The 19,124-nt window shown below is 65.0% G+C and carries 31 protein-coding genes and 1 tRNA gene; 18 read left to right on the forward strand and 14 right to left on the reverse strand.

The window, feature by feature from the left end:
- The first annotated feature begins 28 nt into the window (after window positions 1–28).
- From HRJ34_RS15615 to HRJ34_RS15690, 16 genes are all read left to right on the forward strand, one after another.
- Window positions 29–475: a phage tail protein gene (locus tag HRJ34_RS15615; RefSeq protein WP_208631754.1), complete on the forward strand. Its 447-nt coding sequence runs from the start codon at window positions 29–31 to the stop codon at window positions 473–475.
- Window positions 451–963, forward strand: a complete 513-nt coding sequence (locus tag HRJ34_RS15620) for a GTA-gp10 family protein (protein WP_208631755.1) — start codon at window positions 451–453, stop codon at window positions 961–963. Before HRJ34_RS15615 ends, HRJ34_RS15620 begins: the two co-directional genes overlap by 25 nt.
- An 8-nt stretch (window positions 964–971) precedes the next feature.
- Window positions 972–1,145, forward strand: coding sequence for a hypothetical protein (locus HRJ34_RS15625; protein WP_176152501.1), 174 nt, complete (start codon window positions 972–974; stop codon window positions 1,143–1,145).
- A gap of 42 nt (window positions 1,146–1,187) precedes the next feature.
- The gene (locus HRJ34_RS15630) at window positions 1,188–3,293 is read left to right on the forward strand and encodes a phage tail length tape measure family protein (RefSeq protein WP_208631756.1); all 2,106 of its coding nucleotides are present in this window, start codon (window positions 1,188–1,190) and stop codon (window positions 3,291–3,293) included.
- Window positions 3,293–3,955 (forward strand): hypothetical protein, encoded by a 663-nt coding sequence (locus HRJ34_RS15635; RefSeq protein ID WP_208631757.1) that lies wholly within the window; start codon window positions 3,293–3,295, stop codon window positions 3,953–3,955. Before HRJ34_RS15630 ends, HRJ34_RS15635 begins: the two co-directional genes overlap by 1 nt.
- 32 nt (window positions 3,956–3,987) lie before the next feature.
- The gene (locus HRJ34_RS15640; protein ID WP_226948804.1) at window positions 3,988–4,497 is read left to right on the forward strand and encodes a hypothetical protein; all 510 of its coding nucleotides are present in this window, start codon (window positions 3,988–3,990) and stop codon (window positions 4,495–4,497) included.
- Entirely contained in the window at window positions 4,494–4,886 is a 393-nt protein-coding gene (locus tag HRJ34_RS15645) for a DUF6950 family protein (RefSeq protein WP_208631759.1), read from the forward strand. The genes HRJ34_RS15640 and HRJ34_RS15645 overlap by 4 nt, the downstream gene beginning before the upstream one ends.
- A complete protein-coding gene (locus HRJ34_RS15650) occupies window positions 4,886–6,850 on the forward strand; it encodes a hypothetical protein (RefSeq protein ID WP_208631760.1) in 1,965 nt (654 codons plus the stop codon). The genes HRJ34_RS15645 and HRJ34_RS15650 overlap by 1 nt, the downstream gene beginning before the upstream one ends.
- 66 nt (window positions 6,851–6,916) lie before the next feature.
- Window positions 6,917–7,243, forward strand: a complete 327-nt coding sequence (locus HRJ34_RS15655) for a hypothetical protein (RefSeq protein ID WP_208631761.1) — start codon at window positions 6,917–6,919, stop codon at window positions 7,241–7,243.
- The gene (locus HRJ34_RS15660; RefSeq protein WP_226948805.1) at window positions 7,243–9,774 is read left to right on the forward strand and encodes a glycoside hydrolase family protein; all 2,532 of its coding nucleotides are present in this window, start codon (window positions 7,243–7,245) and stop codon (window positions 9,772–9,774) included. The genes HRJ34_RS15655 and HRJ34_RS15660 overlap by 1 nt, the downstream gene beginning before the upstream one ends.
- 1 nt (window position 9,775) lies before the next feature.
- On the forward strand, window positions 9,776–10,207 hold the full coding sequence (locus HRJ34_RS15665) for a hypothetical protein (RefSeq protein WP_208631762.1): 432 nt from the start codon (window positions 9,776–9,778) through the stop codon (window positions 10,205–10,207).
- 32 nt (window positions 10,208–10,239) lie between these two features.
- Window positions 10,240–10,698 carry a hypothetical protein gene (locus HRJ34_RS15670; protein ID WP_226948806.1) on the forward strand — a complete coding sequence of 153 codons (459 nt, stop codon included), beginning with the start codon at window positions 10,240–10,242 and terminating at the stop codon, window positions 10,696–10,698.
- Entirely contained in the window at window positions 10,695–11,300 is a 606-nt protein-coding gene (locus HRJ34_RS15675; RefSeq protein ID WP_208631764.1) for a glycosyl hydrolase 108 family protein, read from the forward strand. Before HRJ34_RS15670 ends, HRJ34_RS15675 begins: the two co-directional genes overlap by 4 nt.
- Window positions 11,297–11,524 carry a hypothetical protein gene (locus HRJ34_RS15680; RefSeq protein WP_125725382.1) on the forward strand — a complete coding sequence of 76 codons (228 nt, stop codon included), beginning with the start codon at window positions 11,297–11,299 and terminating at the stop codon, window positions 11,522–11,524. The genes HRJ34_RS15675 and HRJ34_RS15680 overlap by 4 nt, the downstream gene beginning before the upstream one ends.
- Window positions 11,521–11,874, forward strand: coding sequence for a hypothetical protein (locus HRJ34_RS15685; RefSeq protein ID WP_208631765.1), 354 nt, complete (start codon window positions 11,521–11,523; stop codon window positions 11,872–11,874). The genes HRJ34_RS15680 and HRJ34_RS15685 overlap by 4 nt, the downstream gene beginning before the upstream one ends.
- Complete coding sequence (locus HRJ34_RS15690) at window positions 11,871–12,134, forward strand: hypothetical protein (protein ID WP_208631766.1); 264 nt, start codon at window positions 11,871–11,873, stop codon at window positions 12,132–12,134. The genes HRJ34_RS15685 and HRJ34_RS15690 overlap by 4 nt, the downstream gene beginning before the upstream one ends.
- A gap of 14 nt (window positions 12,135–12,148) precedes the next feature.
- Here HRJ34_RS15690 and HRJ34_RS15695 read toward each other — a convergent pair whose 3' ends face one another.
- The 13 genes from HRJ34_RS15695 to HRJ34_RS15755 form a co-directional block, all read right to left on the reverse strand.
- Entirely contained in the window at window positions 12,149–12,622 is a 474-nt protein-coding gene (locus tag HRJ34_RS15695) for a hypothetical protein (protein ID WP_208631767.1), read from the reverse strand.
- Window positions 12,623–12,628: 6 nt separating this feature from the next.
- The gene (locus HRJ34_RS15700) at window positions 12,629–13,084 is read right to left on the reverse strand and encodes a hypothetical protein (protein WP_208631768.1); all 456 of its coding nucleotides are present in this window, start codon (window positions 13,082–13,084) and stop codon (window positions 12,629–12,631) included.
- A 91-nt stretch (window positions 13,085–13,175) separates the two neighbouring features.
- Window positions 13,176–13,415: a hypothetical protein gene (locus HRJ34_RS15705; RefSeq protein WP_208631670.1), complete on the reverse strand. Its 240-nt coding sequence runs from the start codon at window positions 13,413–13,415 to the stop codon at window positions 13,176–13,178.
- A complete protein-coding gene (locus tag HRJ34_RS15710) occupies window positions 13,415–13,882 on the reverse strand; it encodes an XF1762 family protein (RefSeq protein WP_208631671.1) in 468 nt (155 codons plus the stop codon). The genes HRJ34_RS15705 and HRJ34_RS15710 overlap by 1 nt, the downstream gene beginning before the upstream one ends.
- Window positions 13,879–14,052: a hypothetical protein gene (locus HRJ34_RS15715; RefSeq protein ID WP_208631672.1), complete on the reverse strand. Its 174-nt coding sequence runs from the start codon at window positions 14,050–14,052 to the stop codon at window positions 13,879–13,881. Before HRJ34_RS15715 ends, HRJ34_RS15710 begins: the two co-directional genes overlap by 4 nt.
- Window positions 14,052–14,330, reverse strand: a complete 279-nt coding sequence (locus tag HRJ34_RS15720; protein ID WP_208631673.1) for a hypothetical protein — start codon at window positions 14,328–14,330, stop codon at window positions 14,052–14,054. The genes HRJ34_RS15715 and HRJ34_RS15720 overlap by 1 nt, the downstream gene beginning before the upstream one ends.
- Window positions 14,327–15,328 (reverse strand): hypothetical protein, encoded by a 1,002-nt coding sequence (locus tag HRJ34_RS15725; RefSeq protein ID WP_208631674.1) that lies wholly within the window; start codon window positions 15,326–15,328, stop codon window positions 14,327–14,329. The genes HRJ34_RS15720 and HRJ34_RS15725 overlap by 4 nt, the downstream gene beginning before the upstream one ends.
- A gap of 49 nt (window positions 15,329–15,377) precedes the next feature.
- Window positions 15,378–15,695, reverse strand: a complete 318-nt coding sequence (locus HRJ34_RS15730) for a hypothetical protein (protein ID WP_208631769.1) — start codon at window positions 15,693–15,695, stop codon at window positions 15,378–15,380.
- Window positions 15,692–16,210: a hypothetical protein gene (locus HRJ34_RS15735; protein ID WP_208631770.1), complete on the reverse strand. Its 519-nt coding sequence runs from the start codon at window positions 16,208–16,210 to the stop codon at window positions 15,692–15,694. The genes HRJ34_RS15730 and HRJ34_RS15735 overlap by 4 nt, the downstream gene beginning before the upstream one ends.
- Before the next feature lie 7 nt (window positions 16,211–16,217).
- The gene (locus HRJ34_RS15740) at window positions 16,218–17,483 is read right to left on the reverse strand and encodes a DNA cytosine methyltransferase (RefSeq protein WP_208631771.1); all 1,266 of its coding nucleotides are present in this window, start codon (window positions 17,481–17,483) and stop codon (window positions 16,218–16,220) included.
- A gap of 1 nt (window position 17,484) precedes the next feature.
- A complete protein-coding gene (locus HRJ34_RS15745) occupies window positions 17,485–17,679 on the reverse strand; it encodes a hypothetical protein (RefSeq protein WP_208631772.1) in 195 nt (64 codons plus the stop codon).
- Window positions 17,679–17,888: a hypothetical protein gene (locus HRJ34_RS15750; protein ID WP_208631773.1), complete on the reverse strand. Its 210-nt coding sequence runs from the start codon at window positions 17,886–17,888 to the stop codon at window positions 17,679–17,681. The genes HRJ34_RS15745 and HRJ34_RS15750 overlap by 1 nt, the downstream gene beginning before the upstream one ends.
- Window positions 17,888–18,175 (reverse strand): hypothetical protein, encoded by a 288-nt coding sequence (locus HRJ34_RS15755; protein ID WP_208631774.1) that lies wholly within the window; start codon window positions 18,173–18,175, stop codon window positions 17,888–17,890. Before HRJ34_RS15755 ends, HRJ34_RS15750 begins: the two co-directional genes overlap by 1 nt.
- Window positions 18,176–18,406: 231 nt before the next feature.
- Here HRJ34_RS15755 and HRJ34_RS15760 point away from each other — a divergent pair.
- Both HRJ34_RS15760 and HRJ34_RS15765 read left to right on the forward strand, forming a co-directional pair.
- Window positions 18,407–18,483: transfer RNA gene (locus tag HRJ34_RS15760), tRNA-Pro, on the forward strand.
- Between the two features lie 148 nt (window positions 18,484–18,631).
- The gene (locus HRJ34_RS15765) at window positions 18,632–18,880 is read left to right on the forward strand and encodes a hypothetical protein (RefSeq protein WP_208631775.1); all 249 of its coding nucleotides are present in this window, start codon (window positions 18,632–18,634) and stop codon (window positions 18,878–18,880) included.
- A gap of 6 nt (window positions 18,881–18,886) precedes the next feature.
- Here the strand turns inward: HRJ34_RS15765 and HRJ34_RS15770 are convergent, their stop codons facing one another.
- Complete coding sequence (locus HRJ34_RS15770) at window positions 18,887–19,081, reverse strand: hypothetical protein (protein ID WP_208631776.1); 195 nt, start codon at window positions 19,079–19,081, stop codon at window positions 18,887–18,889.
- Window positions 19,082–19,124 lie beyond the last annotated feature (43 nt).

The following is a 19,124-nucleotide window of genomic DNA, read 5'->3' on the forward strand; positions in this document are numbered from 1 at the left end:
TTCCTTCCGATCTTACCGGAGGAAGAGAATGTCCGAGCCCACCGAAGCCGATTTCATGATCGTGAAGCTCGGCGATGGCGAAAGCCCCGAGGTGTTCACGGCCATTTGCGGCATCGAGAACGTCTCGATCAACAAGGCAGTTAACTCAAACGACCGGTACCGCCGCGACTGCGCTAAGCCGGGCATTCCCGGCGCGCGGAAGAACCGCGCCACCGGCAAGTCGCTGACGGTCACCGCCTCGGGTGCCGCGAACGTCGACAATATCGCCTCGTTCGAATCGGTGCTCGGCATCAAACGCAACTACCAGATCGAGCTTCGCCAGTCCGACGGCAGCGACGCTGGCGTCCTGCTCGGCACCTACGCAGGCGCGTTCATGCTCATGTCCGATAACATGACGGCCGACCCGAATGGCGACAGCACCGGCGAGATCACCCTCAACAACGATGGGCCGTGGACCTGGACCGACGCCGCGTGACCTCGCTTCCTACCGACATCACGATCGACTTCGCCGACGGCGTTTATAAGTTCGCGCTGCTTCTTCCCCAGCAGATCGAGCTCGAAGACAAATGTGGAGCGCCGGATCCCAACGGAGTCCGACGTCGCAAGGGTATCATCGAGATTTATGCCGATGTCATCGCCGGCCTGCTCGTCGTCGATGGTGAAGTGGTAGCGAATCCGATGGCAGGCCGTGCGTCGGCCTATGAATGTCGCGAGGTCGTTCGTCTCGGGCTGATTGGCGGCAATTATGGCTTGGTCGATGGTGCGGACATTCAGGTTAGCCCGGCACGCGCGCTCAAGCTCGTCGAGAGCTATGTAGATACCCGCCCCCTTGTCGAGCGGTGGACGCTGGCCGCCGCGATACTACGCGCCGCTGTGGAAGGGTTCGACCCGCCAAAAAAAGCCCTGCCGGCCAAGGCGCCGGCAAAGCGAACCTCGGGAAAGGCTCCCAGTCCCTCAGGCTAGACGAGATCATGGCCGACGCTGCTATCATCGGCGTCGATTGGGAGAAGCACAGCTTCGCGACGTTCATGTCCCTGAAGGCAGAATGGAACCGTCGGCACGGCGACGGCAAGTCGGATCCTGTCGCGTCACCCGGCGGGCATGACCGGATGCGCAAGGCGATGGCGGCCCAGACGCGCCATTGACGGCGGTAATCGGGGCAGCGCGGCGGCCATAGGGTCGCCCCCATGTCCGTCACAGCCGATAGCGTCATCGTCGATCTGATCGCGAACACAGGTTCGCACGACGCCAACGTCAACAAATCGGCCGACAATTTCGAGCGCGCAGCGGCGCGTTCAATGAAGGCTGCAAACGACGTCGAGCGCTCGACCGCCCGCATGGCGAATGCGCAGCGCAACATAGGCCGCCAGATTTCGGACATCGGGACGCAACTTGCAGGCGGCCAGAGCCCCTTCCTAATCTTCGCCCAGCAGGCGCCGCAGGTGGCCGATGCGTTGGCGGATACGGGCGGCAAGGCGGCGAAGGTGGCAGCCTTCTTCGCCGGTCCGTGGGGTGCGGCCATCCTAGCTGCCGGATCAATCCTCGGCACCACGCTCATCCCGAAGCTCCTCGAAGCGGGTCATGAGGCCGAGGAGACGGAGAAGCGGGTCAAGAAGCTCGCGCAGAGCGCCGACAGCTTCGGCGAGGCGCAATCCCTGCTCGGCAAGGCGATCGACCTCACCACCGGCAAGCTGAAAACGCAGAACGAGGTTCTCCTCGAAGCGATTCGGCTGCAGGCTCTCGCGTCCAAGGCGGCCGCCGCAGCGCAGGAAAGCGACGCGCGAAAGGCGGTCCAGCAGCAGGGTAAGCCGTCCCTACTGCAAAGCTTCAGCTCGTTGTACACCGGCATCGGCCTTCCTCAGGGCAACCAGGCCATCCAGGACATAGCCTCACGCTTTGCCGACGGGAAAATCGGCATCGAGGCCGCGCGCAAGGAACTCGACAAGCTCACCAAGGCGGGCAGGCTGAGCGAAACGGCGATGGCCGGCGTGCTCGAGCAGTTCGTCAATCTCGGTAGGTTGGTGAACGATCAAAAGGCCGCACAGCAGGTGCTCGACGCCCTCGATGGCAAAGGCATCGCCAGCGATCTCAAGCCCTACAAGGATACGAGCAAGGCCGACGCCCGGGCCGCCGAGAAGGAGGCGCGCGCCCGTTTCGAAGCGGCCCAGCGGCTTCGATCCATCACCGAGCAACTCATTGCGTCGAAAGCCGATCTGACCGCCGATGTGCAGGAGCAGGATCAGTTTCAGCGCGATCTGGTGAAACTGGGCCGTGATGGTCAGGTGGCTGAGCTCAAGGAACAGATGCGCCGCAAGGAGATCGGCGAGGCCGAGTTCCAGGCGCGAACGGCGCTCGTCGAGGCGATCACCGCGAATAAGCTCGACCTCATCAACCGCAAGGATGAGATCAGACTCGCCCAAGAGCAACTGACGACGGCCCTCGACGCGAACAAGAACCAGCAGGATGTCACGCGAGCGCAACAGGGGCTTGCGACCACCATCGACCAGCGCCGCGATCTGGAGCTGAAGCTTTTCGACCTGCAGATTGAGGAGCAGCGTCTGCGCGCGCAGTCGATCGTCGATCTGGCGGCGGCAGGAAAGGCATCTGCGGAGGAGGCCCGCCGCGCCCAGGCCGTTCTCGACGCGCTCCCCGAGCTTCAGGATCTCGGACGCCGCAACATCGAGCGCAATAACTCCTCGGCCAGCCAGGTCTATCTTCGGTCACTGGGCACCGATCAGATCGCCGACACATTTGACGAGAACGCCGTCGGTTACCTGCAGCGCTTCAACTCCGAATTGGACCAGACGGTGAAAAGCGCCCTGCATCTGCACGGCATATTCGGCGACATCGTCGGCGACCTCATCGATATGGCCATCAAGCAGGCCTTGATCAAACCACTCGGGAACTTCCTCTTCGGGGGTAGCACCGGCGGCGGCTTGATCGGCTCGATCGCGGGCTCAATCTTCGGCCGCGCCTCCGGCGGATATGCAGCCCCCCGAAGCCTCCACCGGGTGAACGAAACCGCCGGCGGCGTCGAACTGCTCCGCATGGGCCCGACGGGCGGCCAGGTGATCCCGCTCGGCCAATCGCAGGCGTCTCCGCGCGGCGGCGGCACGACGGTCCTCCAGACGATCGCCGTCGACGCCCGCGGGGCGGTCATGAACCGCGAGTTCGCGGCGATGATCCTCGCGCAGGCCGAGCAGCGCGCAGTCCAGCTCGACGCGGTCAGCGGCAAGGCTGTCTACAACGCCACTCCGCAGCGCCTACAGCAACAGAACCTGCTCGGTAGCTGATGCGCGAGTTCGATCCTTCGGTCTTTGCTTTCGACGACCAGGACATCCGGGTTGAGGGGCAGGTCGTGTCCTCGGGGCCTTCGTTGTCGGGCATTGAGGAGCCGATCGCCACCGACGGTGGCGGCGTGGTCGTCGCCGAGTTCACCAATGGCGACACCTCGGAGCGGGAGGACACCCTCGCCTGGCGCGCCTTCACGGCCGCGATGGACGGTGGCGCCGCCCAAGTGCTGGTTCACTTCGGCGATCCGCTGCACCAGCCCAAGGGCGGCAGCATGGGCAGCGCCAGTCAAGTGGCGGGGTTCGTTGCCTCTCGCTCGTACGCGACACCCGGTGTGGAAGCGACGGCCGTAGAGGACGTGGCCCTGCGTGCGACGGCTATGATGATTTCGATCCGTTCGGAAATGCCCCTCGTCGGAGGCGAATGGTTCTCGATCGAGCACCCGACATGGGGTTGGCGCGCCTATAACATCGTCGAGGTCAGTGGCACCGAGATCACCTTCCGCCCACCGCTCCGGGAAGCGGTGACGAGCGGCACGACATTGGAGTTCGACGATCCCCGCTGCGTCATGCGCCGTGCGCAGCCGACCTCGAACGCGATCAGCCTGGGCCGCTTCGGTGCGCCATCGATCAGCTTCGTCGAAGACATGCGGAAGCCGGCATGAGGCAATCGATCATCGTCCGCATCGATAGCGACGTGCCGGCGCGCTTCTGGCAGGGCGTGGGTGATATCCTCATCCCCGCCGACGATATCGAGCCAGAGGAGGCCATCTACCTCGGCGCTGGCGAACTGATCAGCGTTCCCGACTTCCAGCAGCTCATCAACGGGACCGCCGAGCGTATCGAGTTCACGCTGAGCGGCGTGTCGGCCGAGACGATCGCGATGGCGGTGGAGGAGGCCGCGTCCGTCCGCGGCGCATCCCTCCATGTCGGTATCGTGACCTTCGACGACGCCTGGCAGGTGATCGATGTCGCCTGGGAGGCCGAGTTCCGCTGCGACACGCTCACCGTATCCAGCCAGGGTAGCCAGACCGGGCGCGTCCGCTCAATCACGCTTTCGGTCGGCTCGGACGACACCGGACGCTCGCGCGCACCGATCGCCTTTTTCACCGACGCCGACCAGAAGCGTCGCTCGGCGACCGACAACATCTTCTCGCACGTCGCCGGCATGGTGGCGGGCAAATCCCGCCGGTTCGGTCCGAAATGATGCTGGGGCCTTATCTCGAGGAGCTGCTCGGCGCTCGGCGGCAGGCGGGAATCCACGACTGCTGCACGCTGCCGGCGAATTGGGCGATAGCCTGCGGTCGTCCGGATCCGATGCAGCGTTGGCGCGGGACCTATCTGACCGACGAAGAGGCCGAGCGCATGATCGGCGACGCGGGCGACCTGGCCTTGCTGTTCGAGGTTGGCATGGACGACGCCGGCATCCGCGAGGTCAGCGAGCCGGAATGCGGCGACATCGGTGTGGTCGAACTGCGCGGCCACCAGGCCGGTGCGATCTTCACCGGCCGCCGCTGGGCCTTCGTGCCGGCGACGCGCGGTCTCGGCTTCGTCTCGCTCGATCCCGGCGCCGTCCTGCGCCTGTGGAGGCCCTGATGGGCAAGACGCTGGGAACGATCGTGTCGATCGCCGCAGCGGCGGGACTGGCCTACCTCACTCTTGGCGCATCGAGCGCGTTGTCGACTCTTGCCGCCGCCGGCGTGGACATTGGGACGGCGGGTGCGATTGCCGGCGTAGCTCTCACCGGCGCGGGACTTCTATCTGCGAGCTATGCTTTGCAGACCACTTCTGGCCTGCTTGGATTGGGTCCCAAGGCGCCGAAACCTGATACGACCGATATCGCCCGCAAGATCCCGATCCCGCCACGCGTAGCCGGCTACGGCCGCTCCAAGCTGTTCGGCACCTACATCCTCTTCGAGACCTCGGAAGGTTATGACGCGGGCTTCTCGACGATCGGTGCGGGAACAGCGGTCGACGTCTATGCTATCCACGACGGACCGATCGACGCGATCGAGCAATATTATCTCGGCGACGACCTCGTCACGCTGGTCGGAAACACCGTCCAGGAAGGCACGGATGGCCGCTACAAGGACGGAAAGGTCAAGATCTACGCCACGCTCGGCGAAACGCCGGGCACGTGGCTGTCGGCGATCGGAAGCTTGATCCCGGCCTGGGACGACAGTCATCGCGGCGATGGCGTCGTGATCGTCGGTGCGACCTTCGAAGCCGTGAAGGCCAAGGACTTCCAGGACGTCTACCCAACCGGCCTTCCCCCCGCCGTTGGGATCGCCGCGCGCTGGCAGAAATGCTTCGACTGGCGTGACGAGGCGCAATCGGTCGATGATCCCTCGACATGGACGTGGACCGAGAACGCGGTTCTTCAGACGGCGCATTACAAGCTGGTGCGGGAGAAGGCGAAGCGCGAGCCGGGCGAGGTCTTTCCAAGCGGCCCCAACCTGCAGGCTACCTGGGGCCGGTATTTCGCCCCCACGGTGACCTATTGGACCGCTGCTGCCGATGATGCCGATTCTGATGTGGCCTTGAAGGCCGGGGGTACCGAACCGCGCTATCGGTCATGCGTCGCTCATGAACTGACATCGCCCCACAAGGAGGTCATTTCAGCGCTGACCGCCTGCTTCGATGGCTGGCTTGCGGCTCGCGCTGACGGGGCTCTGATCGTCTATTCCGGGCGCTATTACGACCCGACCGTTTCGATCGGGCCCGACGAAATCCTGTCGTTCACCGTCACCGACGGCATCGACGACGAGGCCGAATTCAACGAATACGCGGTCTCCTACGTCTCGGCCGATCATCAGTTCAGCACTGTCGATACGACCCCATGGCAGGACACCGCAGCGATCGAAGCAGCAGGCGCGATCAAATCGACCGGACTCGCCAACCAAGTGCCGAGCCATGGACAGGCTCGCCGGCTCGCAAAGCGCACGATGATGCGGGCCCGGGCGCCGAAGCGCGGCACCCTCACGACCAACAACGCCGGCATGGCTGTTCGGGGTGAGCGCTTCGTCAATGTCCATCTCGAGGAGGCGGGAACGGTTTTCTATTCAGGACCGGTCGAGATTGTCAGGCTGACCCGCAACCTGCTGTTCGGCGTGACCTTCGATTGGGTACTCGCAGACCCGTCCGTCGACGATTGGGATCCCGCGACCGAAGAAGGCGATCCTGCACCAGTCGGCGAAAGCGTCACTCCGTCCGCTCTCTTTCCGCCCGTCATCACCAGCGCGACGGTGGATCACACCGGCATCGGCGAGACCGAAGGCGGCGAGATCACACCCGGCGAGGCAGCAAGCGGCGCCCGCATCCTCATCGAGGCGACCGGCCCGGTCCGCGAGGACATGACCTGGTATGCTCGCTGGCGGGTCGGCACGACGGGAAGCTGGAGCGAGCGCGAGTATAACGACCTCGATCCGATGCTCGGCGTGACGATCCTGACCGAGTTCGTTCCCATCGCTACCAACATCAACGTCCAGGTATCCTATTCGATCGGCGATGGGCGCAGCTCGCCTTGGTCCGATGTCGAGGTCGTCGATACTACCTTTTGACGGCGGTAATCCCCGTCCCTTCATCACCATAGCGTCTGAGCCATGCCGGCTCGCCTCGACATCGCCATGCAACGCAACGAGGATTTCGGCTGCGCGCTGGAAGTCACCGACAATGTGGGGGCGCCGATCGACCTGACGGGCTGGAGCCTGGCCCTCTCCGTCAAGGAGCGTCTGGAAACGACGATCGTCCTGCAATCGGCTGAGATCGAAATCCTAGATGCGGCCACCGGATGGATCAACATCCAGATCCAGGGCCCGGGCGCTCCGCTTGGCGAATATGGCGACCCGCTGCTCTCCTATGAGCTCCCGTTCGATCTGATCGCGACGGACCCGGAGGGCGTGCCGACCGCGCTCCTCGCCGGGTACGTCACCGTCTCGCGAGGTATCTCCTGATGTCCACCGTCAACACGCTGCGAAGCGCGGCCGTGAAGGTGACCGGCGCTCGCGGCCCGAGCTTCGCCGATGTCGCGCGCCGTGTCGGCACGATCGCCGGAATCGACGTGCCGTCCAATGCCACCGACGAGCTCGTGCTCAACCTCATGTACAGCGGGTTCGCGGAGCTTGTGGCCGCCGCCGGCTATACCGTGATCGACGAGGCCGACGTCGCCACGACGGAGAACATCACACTCTCCGGCGAGCAGGAGATTGACGGTTTCACAACCTCGGCGTCGCGCGTGCTGGTCAAGGACCAGACCGATGCGGCCGAGAATGGAATTTATGACACCGGCGCCGGCGCATGGACGCGCGCGGCTGACTTCGATGAAACCTCGGAGGTCGTGAAGGGGGCGTTCGTCTCAGTCTTGAACGGTGAGACGAAGCGCGGCTCCTGGGTCCTCGTCACTCCCGACCCGATCACCGTCGGCACGACCGATCAGACCTGGCGCCCGTTCAACATCAAGGATCTGACGCGCGCCGACCTAGCGAAGCCCGACGGCATGCAGCTCGTCGGCGGTCTCGACAGCCTCGCCCGCACCGCCGTCATGGGAACGCTCGCCGACGCCAAGGCGAGCAACGTCCTCGTCGCCAACCCCAACGCGCAGTTCATCCACATCGCCGAGCGGAAGTGCTCGTTCCAGCGCTGGCAGGCGCCAATGGTCACCCTGCCCGACACGCTGGAAGACTACGCCTGGTTCGCGGATGCCGGCGGCAATCTCTGGATGATACCGCCCGGGTCGGCGAACGTGCTGAACTTCGGCGAGGTCAGCAGCGACGCGACCGCCACGACGAGGACGGTCTTCGCCGCGGCTGCGTGGTGCTCCTCCGGCTATTGCCACCACCTCATATTCCCGAACCCGGGCGAGGATATCGAGGTCAAGGACGGCCAGCTCGCCTGGTATCCGACGGGTGCTGCCAAGACCGAGATGACCTCGATGTCGGGCTTCTCCGGCACGAACTGCGGCATCGCGTTCATCGGCATCGACGGCCTGACGCTCGTCGGCGAAGGCGCGCCAATGGTCAAGCGCGCCGACAACGGCTGCTCGATCAACACGCCGAGCTGGCTGTCGTGGGGCATCTTCAATTTCAAGTCGTGCACCAACGTGAAGGTGCTCGGCATCAACTTCGACGGTAATCGCCTGGGTCAGCTTCACACGAGCGGCCTCGGCACCTTCACCGACGCCAACCATGGCCTGTTCTTCTGGGGCGACTGCCAGAAGCCGACGGTCGCGTTCTGCGACTTCTACAACACCGGCACGCTCCACACCAACGCCGATAAGAGCGGCGACGGCATCTACATGTCGTCGGGCACCAAGGATCGCCTGATCACGCGGTGCAACTTCTACACCATGGGTCGCATGGCGGTCACGATGGAGCGCCCGCGGCCGAACACGAGCACGGACGACAGCACGACGCGTTCGAGCCGCGACGAGATTTCCTACTGCGTGGTCGACAACGGCTTCAACCAGGACGGAGCCGTCGCGCTGGCCGGCATCGACTTCGAGCCGTGGTCGACCTTCGGCTACGTCCGGATCCACCACTGCACATTCAAGGGCAGCGCGAAGCTCAGCATCGGCTCGGCGGCCAATGTCGCCCTGCAGACGGTGCGGCACATCCATATCCACGATTGCGTGTTCGACCTGACCGGCTCGACCGGGGCCCACGACAGCGACGTGCTGATCAACATCAGCGCGGGGTGGACCAATCCGTCGCTCAGCCTCTCCCAGGCCGTGCGCATCTACGAAGGCGTCACGATCGAAGACATCGACGTCTACAGCGACAAGAAGCTGGGCGGCCACATCATCCAGTTCCAGACCGCCGTCTTCCGCGACCTGACCGTGCGCAACATCCGCAACCATGCGCGCGATGCGTCGGTCAACGCGGTGTCGGCCATCCAATTCACGAATGTCTGGCTGGAAGGGACGATCGAGCTTGAGGACAACCAGACCGGACAGCTTACCCAAGGCATCTATTTCGGCTCCTTCACCAGTCCGACCGACTATGGCTACACGCCAGAGAAGTCGAAAATGTTTGTCTGCGGCAATAAGGGCAACGGGACCTCGCGCGGGCTTCGGGGGGCGTTGCCTGCCTTCGTTTCGGGGTCATCGATCGTCCTAAGCCGTAACCGCTTCCTCGATCAGGCATCCCAGTCCGATCCCAACGCGTCCACGATGGTGGGGGTATCCGGCAACACGGCCAAGGTTCTCGACGATAACTATTTCTCGGGGACGGCAAATAGCTTCACCGGCTTCACGACGCCGGGGCGAGGAACCGACACGATCGGCGCTGGCACGTCGTCGAAGGTGGTGACGCATGGCCTCGGCTACACCCCGGCCAACGTCCAGATCACGCCGAAGGGCGACATCACCCCGGCTACCTATTGGTGGGCCGATACCTTCGGCTCCAACACCTTCACGATCCACACCAACGCCAATGTGACATCGGCGACCGACTTCTCATGGCGAGCGGTCGGCCCAGGGGGGCTTTGACATGAGCGACGACCTGAACCTCTGGCAGGAAGAACTGGATGCCTTCGACGGCAAGATCGTCCAGCTCGCCGAAGCGGTGGCCGAGCAGCAGGCGAACTTTGAACGCAGGTTTGCCGAAGCGGCTGTTTTTCCCCGGACCTACAATGTGCAGGTGCCCGATCTCGTCGCGCCGATCCCCTCGCTCGACTTCGTGCATATCGCCGAGATCCCGGCGCATCCGGATTTCGGCGATGCGGAGCCGGTGCTGACGACCGAGCCGCTCGGCCCCGTCGAGATGAGCAACTTTCAATATCGCTACGACCTCGACGCGAACGAGACCTTCCTCGCCACGCATCGCGCCAATTTCGCGCTGATGGCGGCATGGCTGGATGATCTGCGGGCGGTTCACCAGCAGTCCAACGCCGACCTGGCCCTGGCCGAGGGGGAAGCATGAATGGCGTCGCTGTTTCACTCGGGCGACCTGCGGTGACGCCCTGGTTCGAAGCCGCCTTCCTGAAATACGGGTGGATCTGGATCGGCCTGTCGTTCGGACTGGCGGCGAAATATGCGCTGCTGATCAAGCGCGGCATCCGCATCCGAGGCGCGCTGGTTCTCGCCGACCTGCTTCTCCTGCCGATGGTCGCGCTGATCGCCTACTCGATCACGTCGCGACTCGGCGCCAACGGGGAGGCCGCCGCGCTGTTGAGCGCGCTCGCTACCGTCGGCGCCGATCGCCTGGTCAAGCTCTACACCGAACGCTTCCTCGACCGCGTCGATAGCGAGCTGCGCGCCGTCGTCGACCGGCAGCGGGCCGAGATCCGCAACGAGGTGCAGACCGAGATTTCCGCGAAAGAGGTCATCGTCGACCAGATAACCGGCAGGGCCCCCTCCGAATATCAGGCGCTCAAGCGGGCGCCGGTCGATCTTGGGAAGGGCAAGCCGTGAACGTCGACAGCTTCATCGCCGATTACATCCGGCGCTGGGAAGGCGGCATGTCCCGCCATCCGAACGACGCCGGCAATTGGAGCAGCGGCACGAAGGGCGTCGGGGTACTATTGGGCTCCAATTTCGGCGTCACCGGCCGGACCCTCGCGGCCTATCGGAAGGTCCCGGTTGCATCGCTGACCATGGCGGACATCGAGCGCCTGCCCTTCACCGAGGCATGCGCGATCGCGAAGGCCCTGTTCTTCACGGCGGTTGGTCTCAACAACCTGGTCTGGAATCAGGCAACGGCGTCCATCCTCGATTTCGGATGGGGTGCCGGGCCCGCCACCTCGGTCAAGATGCTGCAGGATTTGCTCGACCGGCCTGTCGTTGATGGCCGCGTGGACCCGAACGGCGGCACGGCCAAGGCTTACGCCGCGATCTGTGCCAGCAAGGGTGTCGAGTTCGTCGCCGGCGCCTGGTGGGCGATGCGCGAGGAATATTATGAGGATCTCGTTCTCCGCCGGCCGTCGGACGCCATGTACCTGAAGGGCTGGGACAACCGCTCCGACTATTTCACGCCCGGCCATGCCGAAGGCTGGTGGAAACGGTGGGCGGCATGAAGCCCACCATCCCGCACCTGCGCATCGTCGTCGCGGCCTCTGCGCTCGCGATCCTCGGTTACGCCGGGTTCAGCATATGGGTGGTGGGCTGGTCGACCGACGCTGCCATGCGCGGCGACGTGATCGGCACATGGAAAAGCTTCGCCGTCGCCGCCTTCACCTTCTGGATCGGCTCGAGCTCGGGCGGGAAGGCCACACCGAAATCCGAGGGAGATAATCCATGAAACGCCTGATCCTCTGCGCCGCGCTCGCCGCCTGCACGCCGCATCCCACCTCGCCGGGCGGCGCCCCGGTCCAGCAGGTGGCCGACAAGGTCGTGATCAAGGGCACGCGCGGGCTGATCCTCGCCGAGCTCGGCTATGAGAGCGCCGCCACCTTCGCGCTCGACCTGATCAATGCTGGCATCATCAAGGGCGAGACGGCCGCCAAGGTCCGCGACCTGAACGCGACGATCACCAACCTGCTGGTCAAGGCGAAGGCCACCACGGATGCCGCCCAGCGCGCGGCGCTCGTCGCGCAGGCCTTCGACCAGACCTTCAAGCTGCAAGCGCTGACGATAGGAGCCGGGAAATGACCTTCGATGACCTCCTGAGCCTGGCGCAGAGCGCCGCCAAGATCGTCACCGCCTCGGGCCTGATCCCCGGCGCCGCGCCGATCATCGACGCGGTGGGCGACATCGTCGCGGTCGTCCGCCGGAACGTCGACGAGGGCAAGGTGGCGCTCTCGGCTGATCAGCTCGACCAACTCAACCCGCTGCTCGACCAGGTCCACACCCGCATCCTGTCGCTGTCGGATCGGCTCGACAAGGCGGCGGGCGAGGCCAGCAAGCGCTAAGCCACCGGCGAGGTTCATCCCCTCGCCCTCCTGATCAGCTCCCACCGCTCCTCATCGGTGCAGACCGCCCAGAGCAACTGGTCGATCCCGCGCGGCGGCGGGTCGAGCCGGAAGTCGCGACCGCGCAGCAGCGCAACCACCTTCTCCCGGCCAAGCTTCTCCGCCGATCGGCGCGCCGCGTCGGCCCGCATCCAGATCTCGACCTGCTCCTGGGTCCACAGCGGGCGCATCACGCCGTGCTGGAAGAAGAAGCGATTAGATCCGCGACAACCCGGCGTGAAGCGGCACCGAGACCGCCTGTTCACCAGCGAGAAGTCAGGTCCCTTGCGCGCGATGATCGCGTCGAGATCCACGTCACGACCTTGCCGGCAGGTATCGCAGGAGACCCGGACGCCAAAGTGATCAGGCTTCGCATCGCGCGTCGCCTTCATCGAGCCCACGGTCTGGGTCCAGGCCGGGAAGAACGCCGGCCCGCGTCGACTGCCCATACGCCATCAAGCCGCCTCGATGTCGGCCGCGGTGATCCGGATCAGGCGCTTGCCGCCGAGCTCCTCCACATCCTGGATCGTCTTCTTGTGGCGCAGGACGACGGTGATGTTCTCGATCTGGTCGTTGAGGATCGACGCCGGCGGCATCATTTGGCGGTGGCCGCGCAGGAGCTCGAGCGCGCCCTTCTCCAGACGGACGATGTTGGAGCCGTCGATCAGGTCGTAATCGGCAAGCGGCACGCTCTCGGCCGTCATCGTGTCGAACAGGTCGGGGCCATAGAAATGCTCGTCCGTCTCGATTCGGGCGCTGGCGCGCTGCGGCGCCGGAAGGGATCTGGCCGCGGCGATCGCGCCGGCCAGGTCGCCACGGTACAGGGTCTCGACCTGCGGATCGGTCTCATAGGTTTCGCGGGCGCGCGTCTTCGCGCCGTGGTGCGTGCGCACCAGCGTTGCTGTGCTCATGATCGTGTCCATATGCGGGCGCCGTCGCCCGACTCGTGTTGGGGTGTGATTATGAGAACATTAAACGAACAACGGAGTCAATAACGGGTCATCACCCCTTCGCCCGCCGCGCCGCCCTCTCCGCATCGATCAGCTCCTGCCCGATCTTCGTCGGCAGGATCTTGACCGCCCAATATCGCTGAAAATCGGCCGGCGTGATCGTCGCGAGCCGCTCGTCGCTCAGCTTGCGCAGGATCGTCTCGACGTAGGCCGGGGTGTAGGGGTAGCTCATGGCGAGCCTATTATCCGCGCCGATGCCGCGGGTCGAGAGGCGGTTGCGGGCGGTGGTCATCAGGCCGGGATCTCCGGGAGCGTCCACGACCAACGAACCTTGTCCTCGGCCTCGATCGACCGCGCAGCACGCCGCCGGCTCGGCCGGTTCCATGATTCGGCGTCGACGGTCGCCTCGCGGACGGCACCAGTCGCGCGCAGGCTCGCGCCGCTTTCCCGCGCCAGCGTGTAGGTCAGCAACCGCGTACCGCCCATCTGCTGCCAGATGCGCTTGCACCGCGCCTCAAGGCGGGAGCAGGCATTGCGCGGCGCCATCGGCGAAACGCAGCATCGGAGGAGTTCGGCAGCGCCGGGCCGTTGCAGCATGCGCGCCACCGGGCGCCCGACGATCGCAGCACCGACGAGCTCGCCGCCGACCTCCAGCCCGATCGCGAACTTCCCGCCGTCGTTCGACGTCCTGGCGCTGTGTCGATGGTGCTGTTCGACGAAGTCGTTAGCCTCGCGCAGGGTCAACGGGACGATCTTCATGGCCTCCGCCTTGCCACCTGCGCCGGCCGATACGGGAACAGCGCGAGCTGGAAGCCCTCGGCCGGATAGCGCGCGTCCAGCAGCAGGCAGACCGGGCACCGGCAGCGGAGGAGGTCGAATCGGTCGGCCTGGATGACGATGGCACTGGCGATGGTAGCTTTGGGTGCCATCAGTCCACCAGGTTCGTGAACGGCACCTTCAACTCGCGCAGCATGGCGCGGATCAGGCGGCCGGTTGAGGGCTCGAGCGATTCCAGGTCGATGATGAGCGACTTGCGCCGGACGTTGACGACGTGCTCGATCGTCGCGTTCTGCTCGTGGCACCGATTGCAATAGCGCGTCCGGCGATGGCCGCCCGGGCACGGATAGCTGCGCGCGACATAGGTACGGGTGAGGTTGTCGCCGCAATGCGGGCAGTTGAGCCCGACCTGGCCGGCGGGGGTGGTCATCCCGCCACCCCGAAGCATGCGCAGCCGGCATCGCCCGGCTCGTACTCGTAAACCGTGCCCGGCTCGGCGATTAACCTCTGGGCGAAGGCGTCCAGGGTCAGAACCTTCTTGCCATCACCGCCGCGGCGATCGGTGAGCATCGAGACCTCGGCGCCGAGGAAAGCGCCCACCTTCCGCTCCATCATCGCGTCGTAGGCGAAACGCTCAGGCTGCACCTTGAAACGGTTGGCATAGTGGGCCTGGCCTGCCTTGCAGCAGAATCCGCCGCAGTTCCCGTGACCGTAGCCCATGCCGTAGAGCCGGCAGCGGCGAAGGCCGAACGTCTCGATCGGCGCCATGAAGAAGCTGGGGAAGTCGGACGGGTCAGTCAGCAGCGGCGCGTCGTAGATCCAGCCGTCTTCAGCCGTCCGAGGGCCGATACCCCTGCCCTTTCCATCGTCGTACCGATGGGCCTCATGATCACCGATGCCGACCGAGAACACATCAGGCGGACCGAACAATTCACCGATCCGGCGACAATTTCCCGATCGCCATGCATCGGCCATCTGGCGCTTGAGGATTTTCGAGCACGGATCGACAGAGCTATTGCCCAGGAACCGTTCGTCGCGGAACACCTCCCAGACGTCGCGGCCCTCGACGAGCCAGACGAGCTCGGGGATGGCCTCCATCGTCCGCGCCCGCAGATCCGCGAGGAAAGCGCGCCATTCCGGATTACCCCGATATTCCTCGATCGGCACGTCCTCGGCGACCCGATAATCGGGGAAATCTTCGGCACGGACGGTCCAGTTGAGCCGGCGATCGAACACATCGGCAGCGGCCTCGATCAGAAAGCGGTAGGTGTCGGCGTCCTCATAGAGCGTGTCGGTGAAGACGAGGCCGAGCGGAGCCTCCGGATGCCGCGCGCGGACGATCTTCGCCGCGCGGTAAGAGCCCTCCCCGCCGCTGAACATGACGAAGCGGCGGCTGTCGGGCTCGGCGAGATGAAGCAACCCGCTCACCCTTCCCACCCGAACATCTTGTTGATCTCGGTCATGTCGAGGCTGCAGGTCATGCCCCCGCCTTCCTCGGCCGACCGCGCCGACGGACCGCCGGAGCGGTGACGTCGATTCGATCCACCTCGCGCTTGGGCTCCGGCAGATTCATCAGCGTATCCGGGTCGATCCCCAGCCGCTCAGCCGACCGCAGGATCGTGTTCGCGCCGTGCCAGAGACCGGCGAGATAGACCTCCTCGATCAGGTCGCGATGGCGGAGGTCAGCCGCGATCGCCTGGACGACGCGATGGGCGACGTTGGCGGCCCCGGCGCGGATCTTCTTCTCCTCGCGGCCGGATGGCGATGGGCATAGGAGGGGGATGGAGCCGCTCATGCCGCGCGCTCCCCGATCCGCGCCACCTCGGCCTGCCGCCGCGCCCAGAACCGCATCCACCAGCGCTTGTGCGCACCCGGCCGCGACTTCGACCAGCAGACGTGACCACCGCCGACCTCGAAGCGATCGCCGTCGAACTCGACGATGTCATCGCTGCCCAGCCGGGTTTCGATCTGGTCGTATTCGATGAAGCCCTTGTTCCAGTCGGGATGGAACACGCCGTCCATGTCTCGGCCACCGCGAGGCCAGCCGACCACGTAGGGCCGGTGATAGAAGACCACCGTCCGGCGGAGGCAGCAGAACGGCAGGCAGCGCGACGGGCTCGGCGCCTTGGTTGCCAGAGGTTCCCAGATTGCGATCAGGTGACGGGCATCCGGCAGCCGCGCGGTGAGCACGTCGGTGATGTCCGGTGCCGGTTCAGCGAACTTGCCCGCCCAATAATGGAAGCGCAGCGCACCTACCTCCATGTCCTCCATGGGAACCTCGTCTTCCCAGCCGGGGCGACGGCGGCTCATGCGGCCCTCACAGCAACGTCGGCTGATCGGGCGTCTGCGAGCAGAGCGTCGAGAGCAATCCACGCATGGCCGAGAGCCAGGTGGTGAACCCCGTTACCGCAGAGCCGCAGTCGGTCCACCCGAGGGGCGAAGACATCAGATATTCGGCGAACCTCACGTTCAACTGCCGCCGTGGTCGGCGCGTCCAGGTCCCACGCCATCCCGCCGCGCCGCCCGACCGCTGCGACCACCGGCGGTAGACCGAGATTTCGGCGAGCAACGGCCCAGAGATCGATCCGTCCGAGGGCGGGTCGCAGAAGGGGATCGGCGTCAAGGATGTCGTGCCATCGTGGGTCTGATGGCCCAGGGCAGAGGGCTGGGACCATCGGGGCGCTGCATCCCGCAGCCCCATCTGCTTGTTCGTCCCATCTGATGCATGCCGAGCCGCCGCCGATTCCCAGCCCGCACTCATCCCGCGATCGTCCCCAGCCCCAGGCGTCGGCCACGCCTCCGCCTGCCAGTCCAGCATGTCGAGCCGGCTCTTGCCGTCCTTCCTCGTCACGGCCTGCCCCCCCCACGGTACATGCGGGCCGTGGGCGTCGCCCATGCCGTCGACGGCGCCGGCAGCGGCATCCCGCCCGCGCCGAAGCTCTGGTTCGGGCCGCCCTTCTCCCCGTCGCTCGCCCGTGGCGTAGACCAGGTGGAAGCTTCCCGGCTGAGATTGCCGCCCTGCGTCGAATGCACGTCCGCGCCCGGCCGCCGCCCATCGTGCGCCGTCGCGGTCGGCCATGATGACGAGCCGCTCGCGGCGATGGCTTGCCCCGACGCCTTCCGCGCTGAATATTCCTGCCGCAACGCGGCAACCCAGTCCTTCCAGAAGCGGGACGATCGCCGCGAGCTGTCCGTCCGCATTCCCCGTGACGTTCTCGCGGAAGAGACGATGAGCCCCGCTTTCGTCGAAGACGCGCACGACCTGGTCGATGAGGAACCGCTCGTCGTCGGCGCCGAGCCCGCGTCCGGCGACGCTGTTGGGCTGGCAGGGATCGCCCGAAGTGACGAGATGAACGCGGCCACGGAACGGTCGAGCGTCGAAGGTTCCAAGGTCAGACCAGACAAGCGCCGGAGCCAGCTCTCCCGTTTCCATGCGCGCGACCAGTGTCGCGGCGGCATAGGCTTCCCTCTCCACGTAAGCGACAGTGCGCGCTCGGGGTTCGGCAAGCTGCAGGGCGAGGTCGAGCCCGCCCGCGCCCGCGCAGATGCTGATGGCGTTGAGGCTGTCGGGACGTAGAGCCATGTCATTTGAGCTCCTCGAGCAGTTCGCCGAGGGCGGCATGCAGGTCGCGCGCGTCGTTGCGGCTGATGAAGTCGCCGACGCCGGTGCGCGAGATGAGGTTGGTCAGCCCGAAGCCGATCACCTCGCCATCGGGCGAGACGGTGACGCTGAGCTTCGTGCCGAGGCGCGAGCGCGACCAGATTTCGCGGTGGGCCATCAGCGGTCACCCCACGGCGCGTAGTAGGGCGGCAGCTCGCCGAGGTCCTCCCAATAGAAATAGATGTGGAGCGGCCAGCTCCAATAGACGAACATGCGTTCGGCCCAGGTCACCCGGTCCCAATCGGGCTCGCAGGCGTCGAAGGCGGCGATCGGGATCATGCCCGTCAGCCAGAATGCGGCGAGCGCGGCGAAGATGGTGACGGACATCAGCAACCTTCCTGCTGGACCGGATAGCCGATCGTGCAGCAGCACTTCTTGCCGACATGGATCGGGCAAGCGGCGTCGTGTTCCAGCCGCGCGGGCGGCTTCGGCGGCTGGTATTCTGCCGCCTCCTCGGCCTCCATGATCTCGGCGGCGCGTTTGTGCATATGCGCCTTGCGTCGCCAATCGACGAAACCGGAATTGTTGCCCAAGGCCCGGAGTGAATTGGCCATTTCGTTACAGGCCGCCTCATAGGCCCGAGCTGCGGCAATGTGGGGGCGGAGCGCGCTCATGCCGCACCTCCAAACCGCAGACCCAAGCGGGGGCGCGATTGCAGACCCGACCGGTCTCCCCTATAGGGGCCCGGCTGTCCGCCTTCAGGCGTCCGGCCCGAGCGGAACAGATCATGACTCGGGTGTGGGGGCTTTGTGGGGGATTGCAGCTCGCTAAGGGTGCCTAGGTGCGCTTGCGAGGTTCCGAGGGAAGGCGCCTGGACAGGCAAAAACCCCAGGAAATCCATGGGTCGGGGAGTGGCGCAGGCTGGTAGCGCATCTGGTTTGGGACCAGAGGGTCGCAGGTTCGAATCCTGTCTCCCCGACCATTCTCCAAATAATTACGTCAAATCGGGGCCGGCCAGATCATATATCGGTTCATGTAGACGCTGAACCGGAATTTACGGGGCGCCATAGGGATGGCGACGCGATTGCGAACATAGAAAGTAGGGTTAATCCGCTTTCCGATCCATTCTGATGCAGGATGTCTGGGACAGGAGGATAGCGGACATTGCGCTATTTTCTAGGCAGGGGCACACATGGACCATGAGCGCCGTCCAAAAGCACCTGTTCTATGGCACGCTGCTGACGCTTGCCTTCATCGGCTCGTTAAGCGCAATCTTCCGAGAAGATTTGGTTGCCAAGGTGATCGCTGGCGCTTGCTCCACGACCTTATTCGTCTTGGCCGCTTTGCTTTATTGTCGGGAGCACAAGCGCCTCCCATAGCCAGCGTCATTCTCGCCTCCAGGCGTCGGGGTGGCGAGATTGGAACTCCTCCCAGAACAGATCACGTGCCTTGCATAGAAGGACCACACCTTCGCCGGAATAGCCGGAGAGCGAGCCATCATCGATTAGGCCGAACAGCCCGGTCATGAAGAAGCCGTAATACTCGGCATCCGTGTGTTTCGGTGTTTCGTCGTTTGCCATCGAGGTAGTTTGGACCGCTCCAATAATGCCCGCAATGGCGTCG

The organism is Rhizorhabdus wittichii, from assembly GCF_017607425.1.
In the GTDB taxonomy this organism is placed as follows: domain Bacteria; phylum Pseudomonadota; class Alphaproteobacteria; order Sphingomonadales; family Sphingomonadaceae; genus Rhizorhabdus; species Rhizorhabdus wittichii.

Coding starts and splice junctions, on each gene's coding strand:
- HRJ34_RS15710 (WP_208631671.1), bottom strand. CDS start 13,882: ATGAAGATCGTCCCGTTGACCCTGCGCGAGGCTAACGACTTCGTCGAA.
- HRJ34_RS15735 (WP_208631770.1), bottom strand. CDS start 16,210: ATGAGCCGCCGTCGCCCCGGCTGGGAAGACGAGGTTCCCATGGAGGAC.
- HRJ34_RS15745 (WP_208631772.1), bottom strand. CDS start 17,679: ATGGCCCACCGCGAAATCTGGTCGCGCTCGCGCCTCGGCACGAAGCTC.
- HRJ34_RS15655 (WP_208631761.1), top strand. CDS start 6,917: ATGCAACGCAACGAGGATTTCGGCTGCGCGCTGGAAGTCACCGACAAT.
- HRJ34_RS15730 (WP_208631769.1), bottom strand. CDS start 15,695: ATGAGCGGCTCCATCCCCCTCCTATGCCCATCGCCATCCGGCCGCGAG.
- HRJ34_RS15645 (WP_208631759.1), top strand. CDS start 4,494: ATGATGCTGGGGCCTTATCTCGAGGAGCTGCTCGGCGCTCGGCGGCAG.
- HRJ34_RS15765 (WP_208631775.1), top strand. CDS start 18,632: ATGCAGGATGTCTGGGACAGGAGGATAGCGGACATTGCGCTATTTTCT.
- HRJ34_RS15695 (WP_208631767.1), bottom strand. CDS start 12,622: ATGGGCAGTCGACGCGGGCCGGCGTTCTTCCCGGCCTGGACCCAGACC.
- HRJ34_RS15750 (WP_208631773.1), bottom strand. CDS start 17,888: ATGTCCGTCACCATCTTCGCCGCGCTCGCCGCATTCTGGCTGACGGGC.
- HRJ34_RS15680 (WP_125725382.1), top strand. CDS start 11,297: ATGAAGCCCACCATCCCGCACCTGCGCATCGTCGTCGCGGCCTCTGCG.
- HRJ34_RS15755 (WP_208631774.1), bottom strand. CDS start 18,175: ATGAGCGCGCTCCGCCCCCACATTGCCGCAGCTCGGGCCTATGAGGCG.
- HRJ34_RS15740 (WP_208631771.1), bottom strand. CDS start 17,483: ATGGCTCTACGTCCCGACAGCCTCAACGCCATCAGCATCTGCGCGGGC.
- HRJ34_RS15720 (WP_208631673.1), bottom strand. CDS start 14,330: ATGACCACCCCCGCCGGCCAGGTCGGGCTCAACTGCCCGCATTGCGGC.
- HRJ34_RS15650 (WP_208631760.1), top strand. CDS start 4,886: ATGGGCAAGACGCTGGGAACGATCGTGTCGATCGCCGCAGCGGCGGGA.
- HRJ34_RS15690 (WP_208631766.1), top strand. CDS start 11,871: ATGACCTTCGATGACCTCCTGAGCCTGGCGCAGAGCGCCGCCAAGATC.
- HRJ34_RS15630 (WP_208631756.1), top strand. CDS start 1,188: ATGTCCGTCACAGCCGATAGCGTCATCGTCGATCTGATCGCGAACACA.
- HRJ34_RS15665 (WP_208631762.1), top strand. CDS start 9,776: ATGAGCGACGACCTGAACCTCTGGCAGGAAGAACTGGATGCCTTCGAC.
- HRJ34_RS15770 (WP_208631776.1), bottom strand. CDS start 19,081: ATGGCAAACGACGAAACACCGAAACACACGGATGCCGAGTATTACGGC.
- HRJ34_RS15615 (WP_208631754.1), top strand. CDS start 29: ATGTCCGAGCCCACCGAAGCCGATTTCATGATCGTGAAGCTCGGCGAT.
- HRJ34_RS15700 (WP_208631768.1), bottom strand. CDS start 13,084: ATGAGCACAGCAACGCTGGTGCGCACGCACCACGGCGCGAAGACGCGC.
- HRJ34_RS15625 (WP_176152501.1), top strand. CDS start 972: ATGGCCGACGCTGCTATCATCGGCGTCGATTGGGAGAAGCACAGCTTC.
- HRJ34_RS15635 (WP_208631757.1), top strand. CDS start 3,293: ATGCGCGAGTTCGATCCTTCGGTCTTTGCTTTCGACGACCAGGACATC.
- HRJ34_RS15660 (WP_226948805.1), top strand. CDS start 7,243: ATGTCCACCGTCAACACGCTGCGAAGCGCGGCCGTGAAGGTGACCGGC.
- HRJ34_RS15705 (WP_208631670.1), bottom strand. CDS start 13,415: ATGACCACCGCCCGCAACCGCCTCTCGACCCGCGGCATCGGCGCGGAT.
- HRJ34_RS15715 (WP_208631672.1), bottom strand. CDS start 14,052: ATGGCACCCAAAGCTACCATCGCCAGTGCCATCGTCATCCAGGCCGAC.
- HRJ34_RS15685 (WP_208631765.1), top strand. CDS start 11,521: ATGAAACGCCTGATCCTCTGCGCCGCGCTCGCCGCCTGCACGCCGCAT.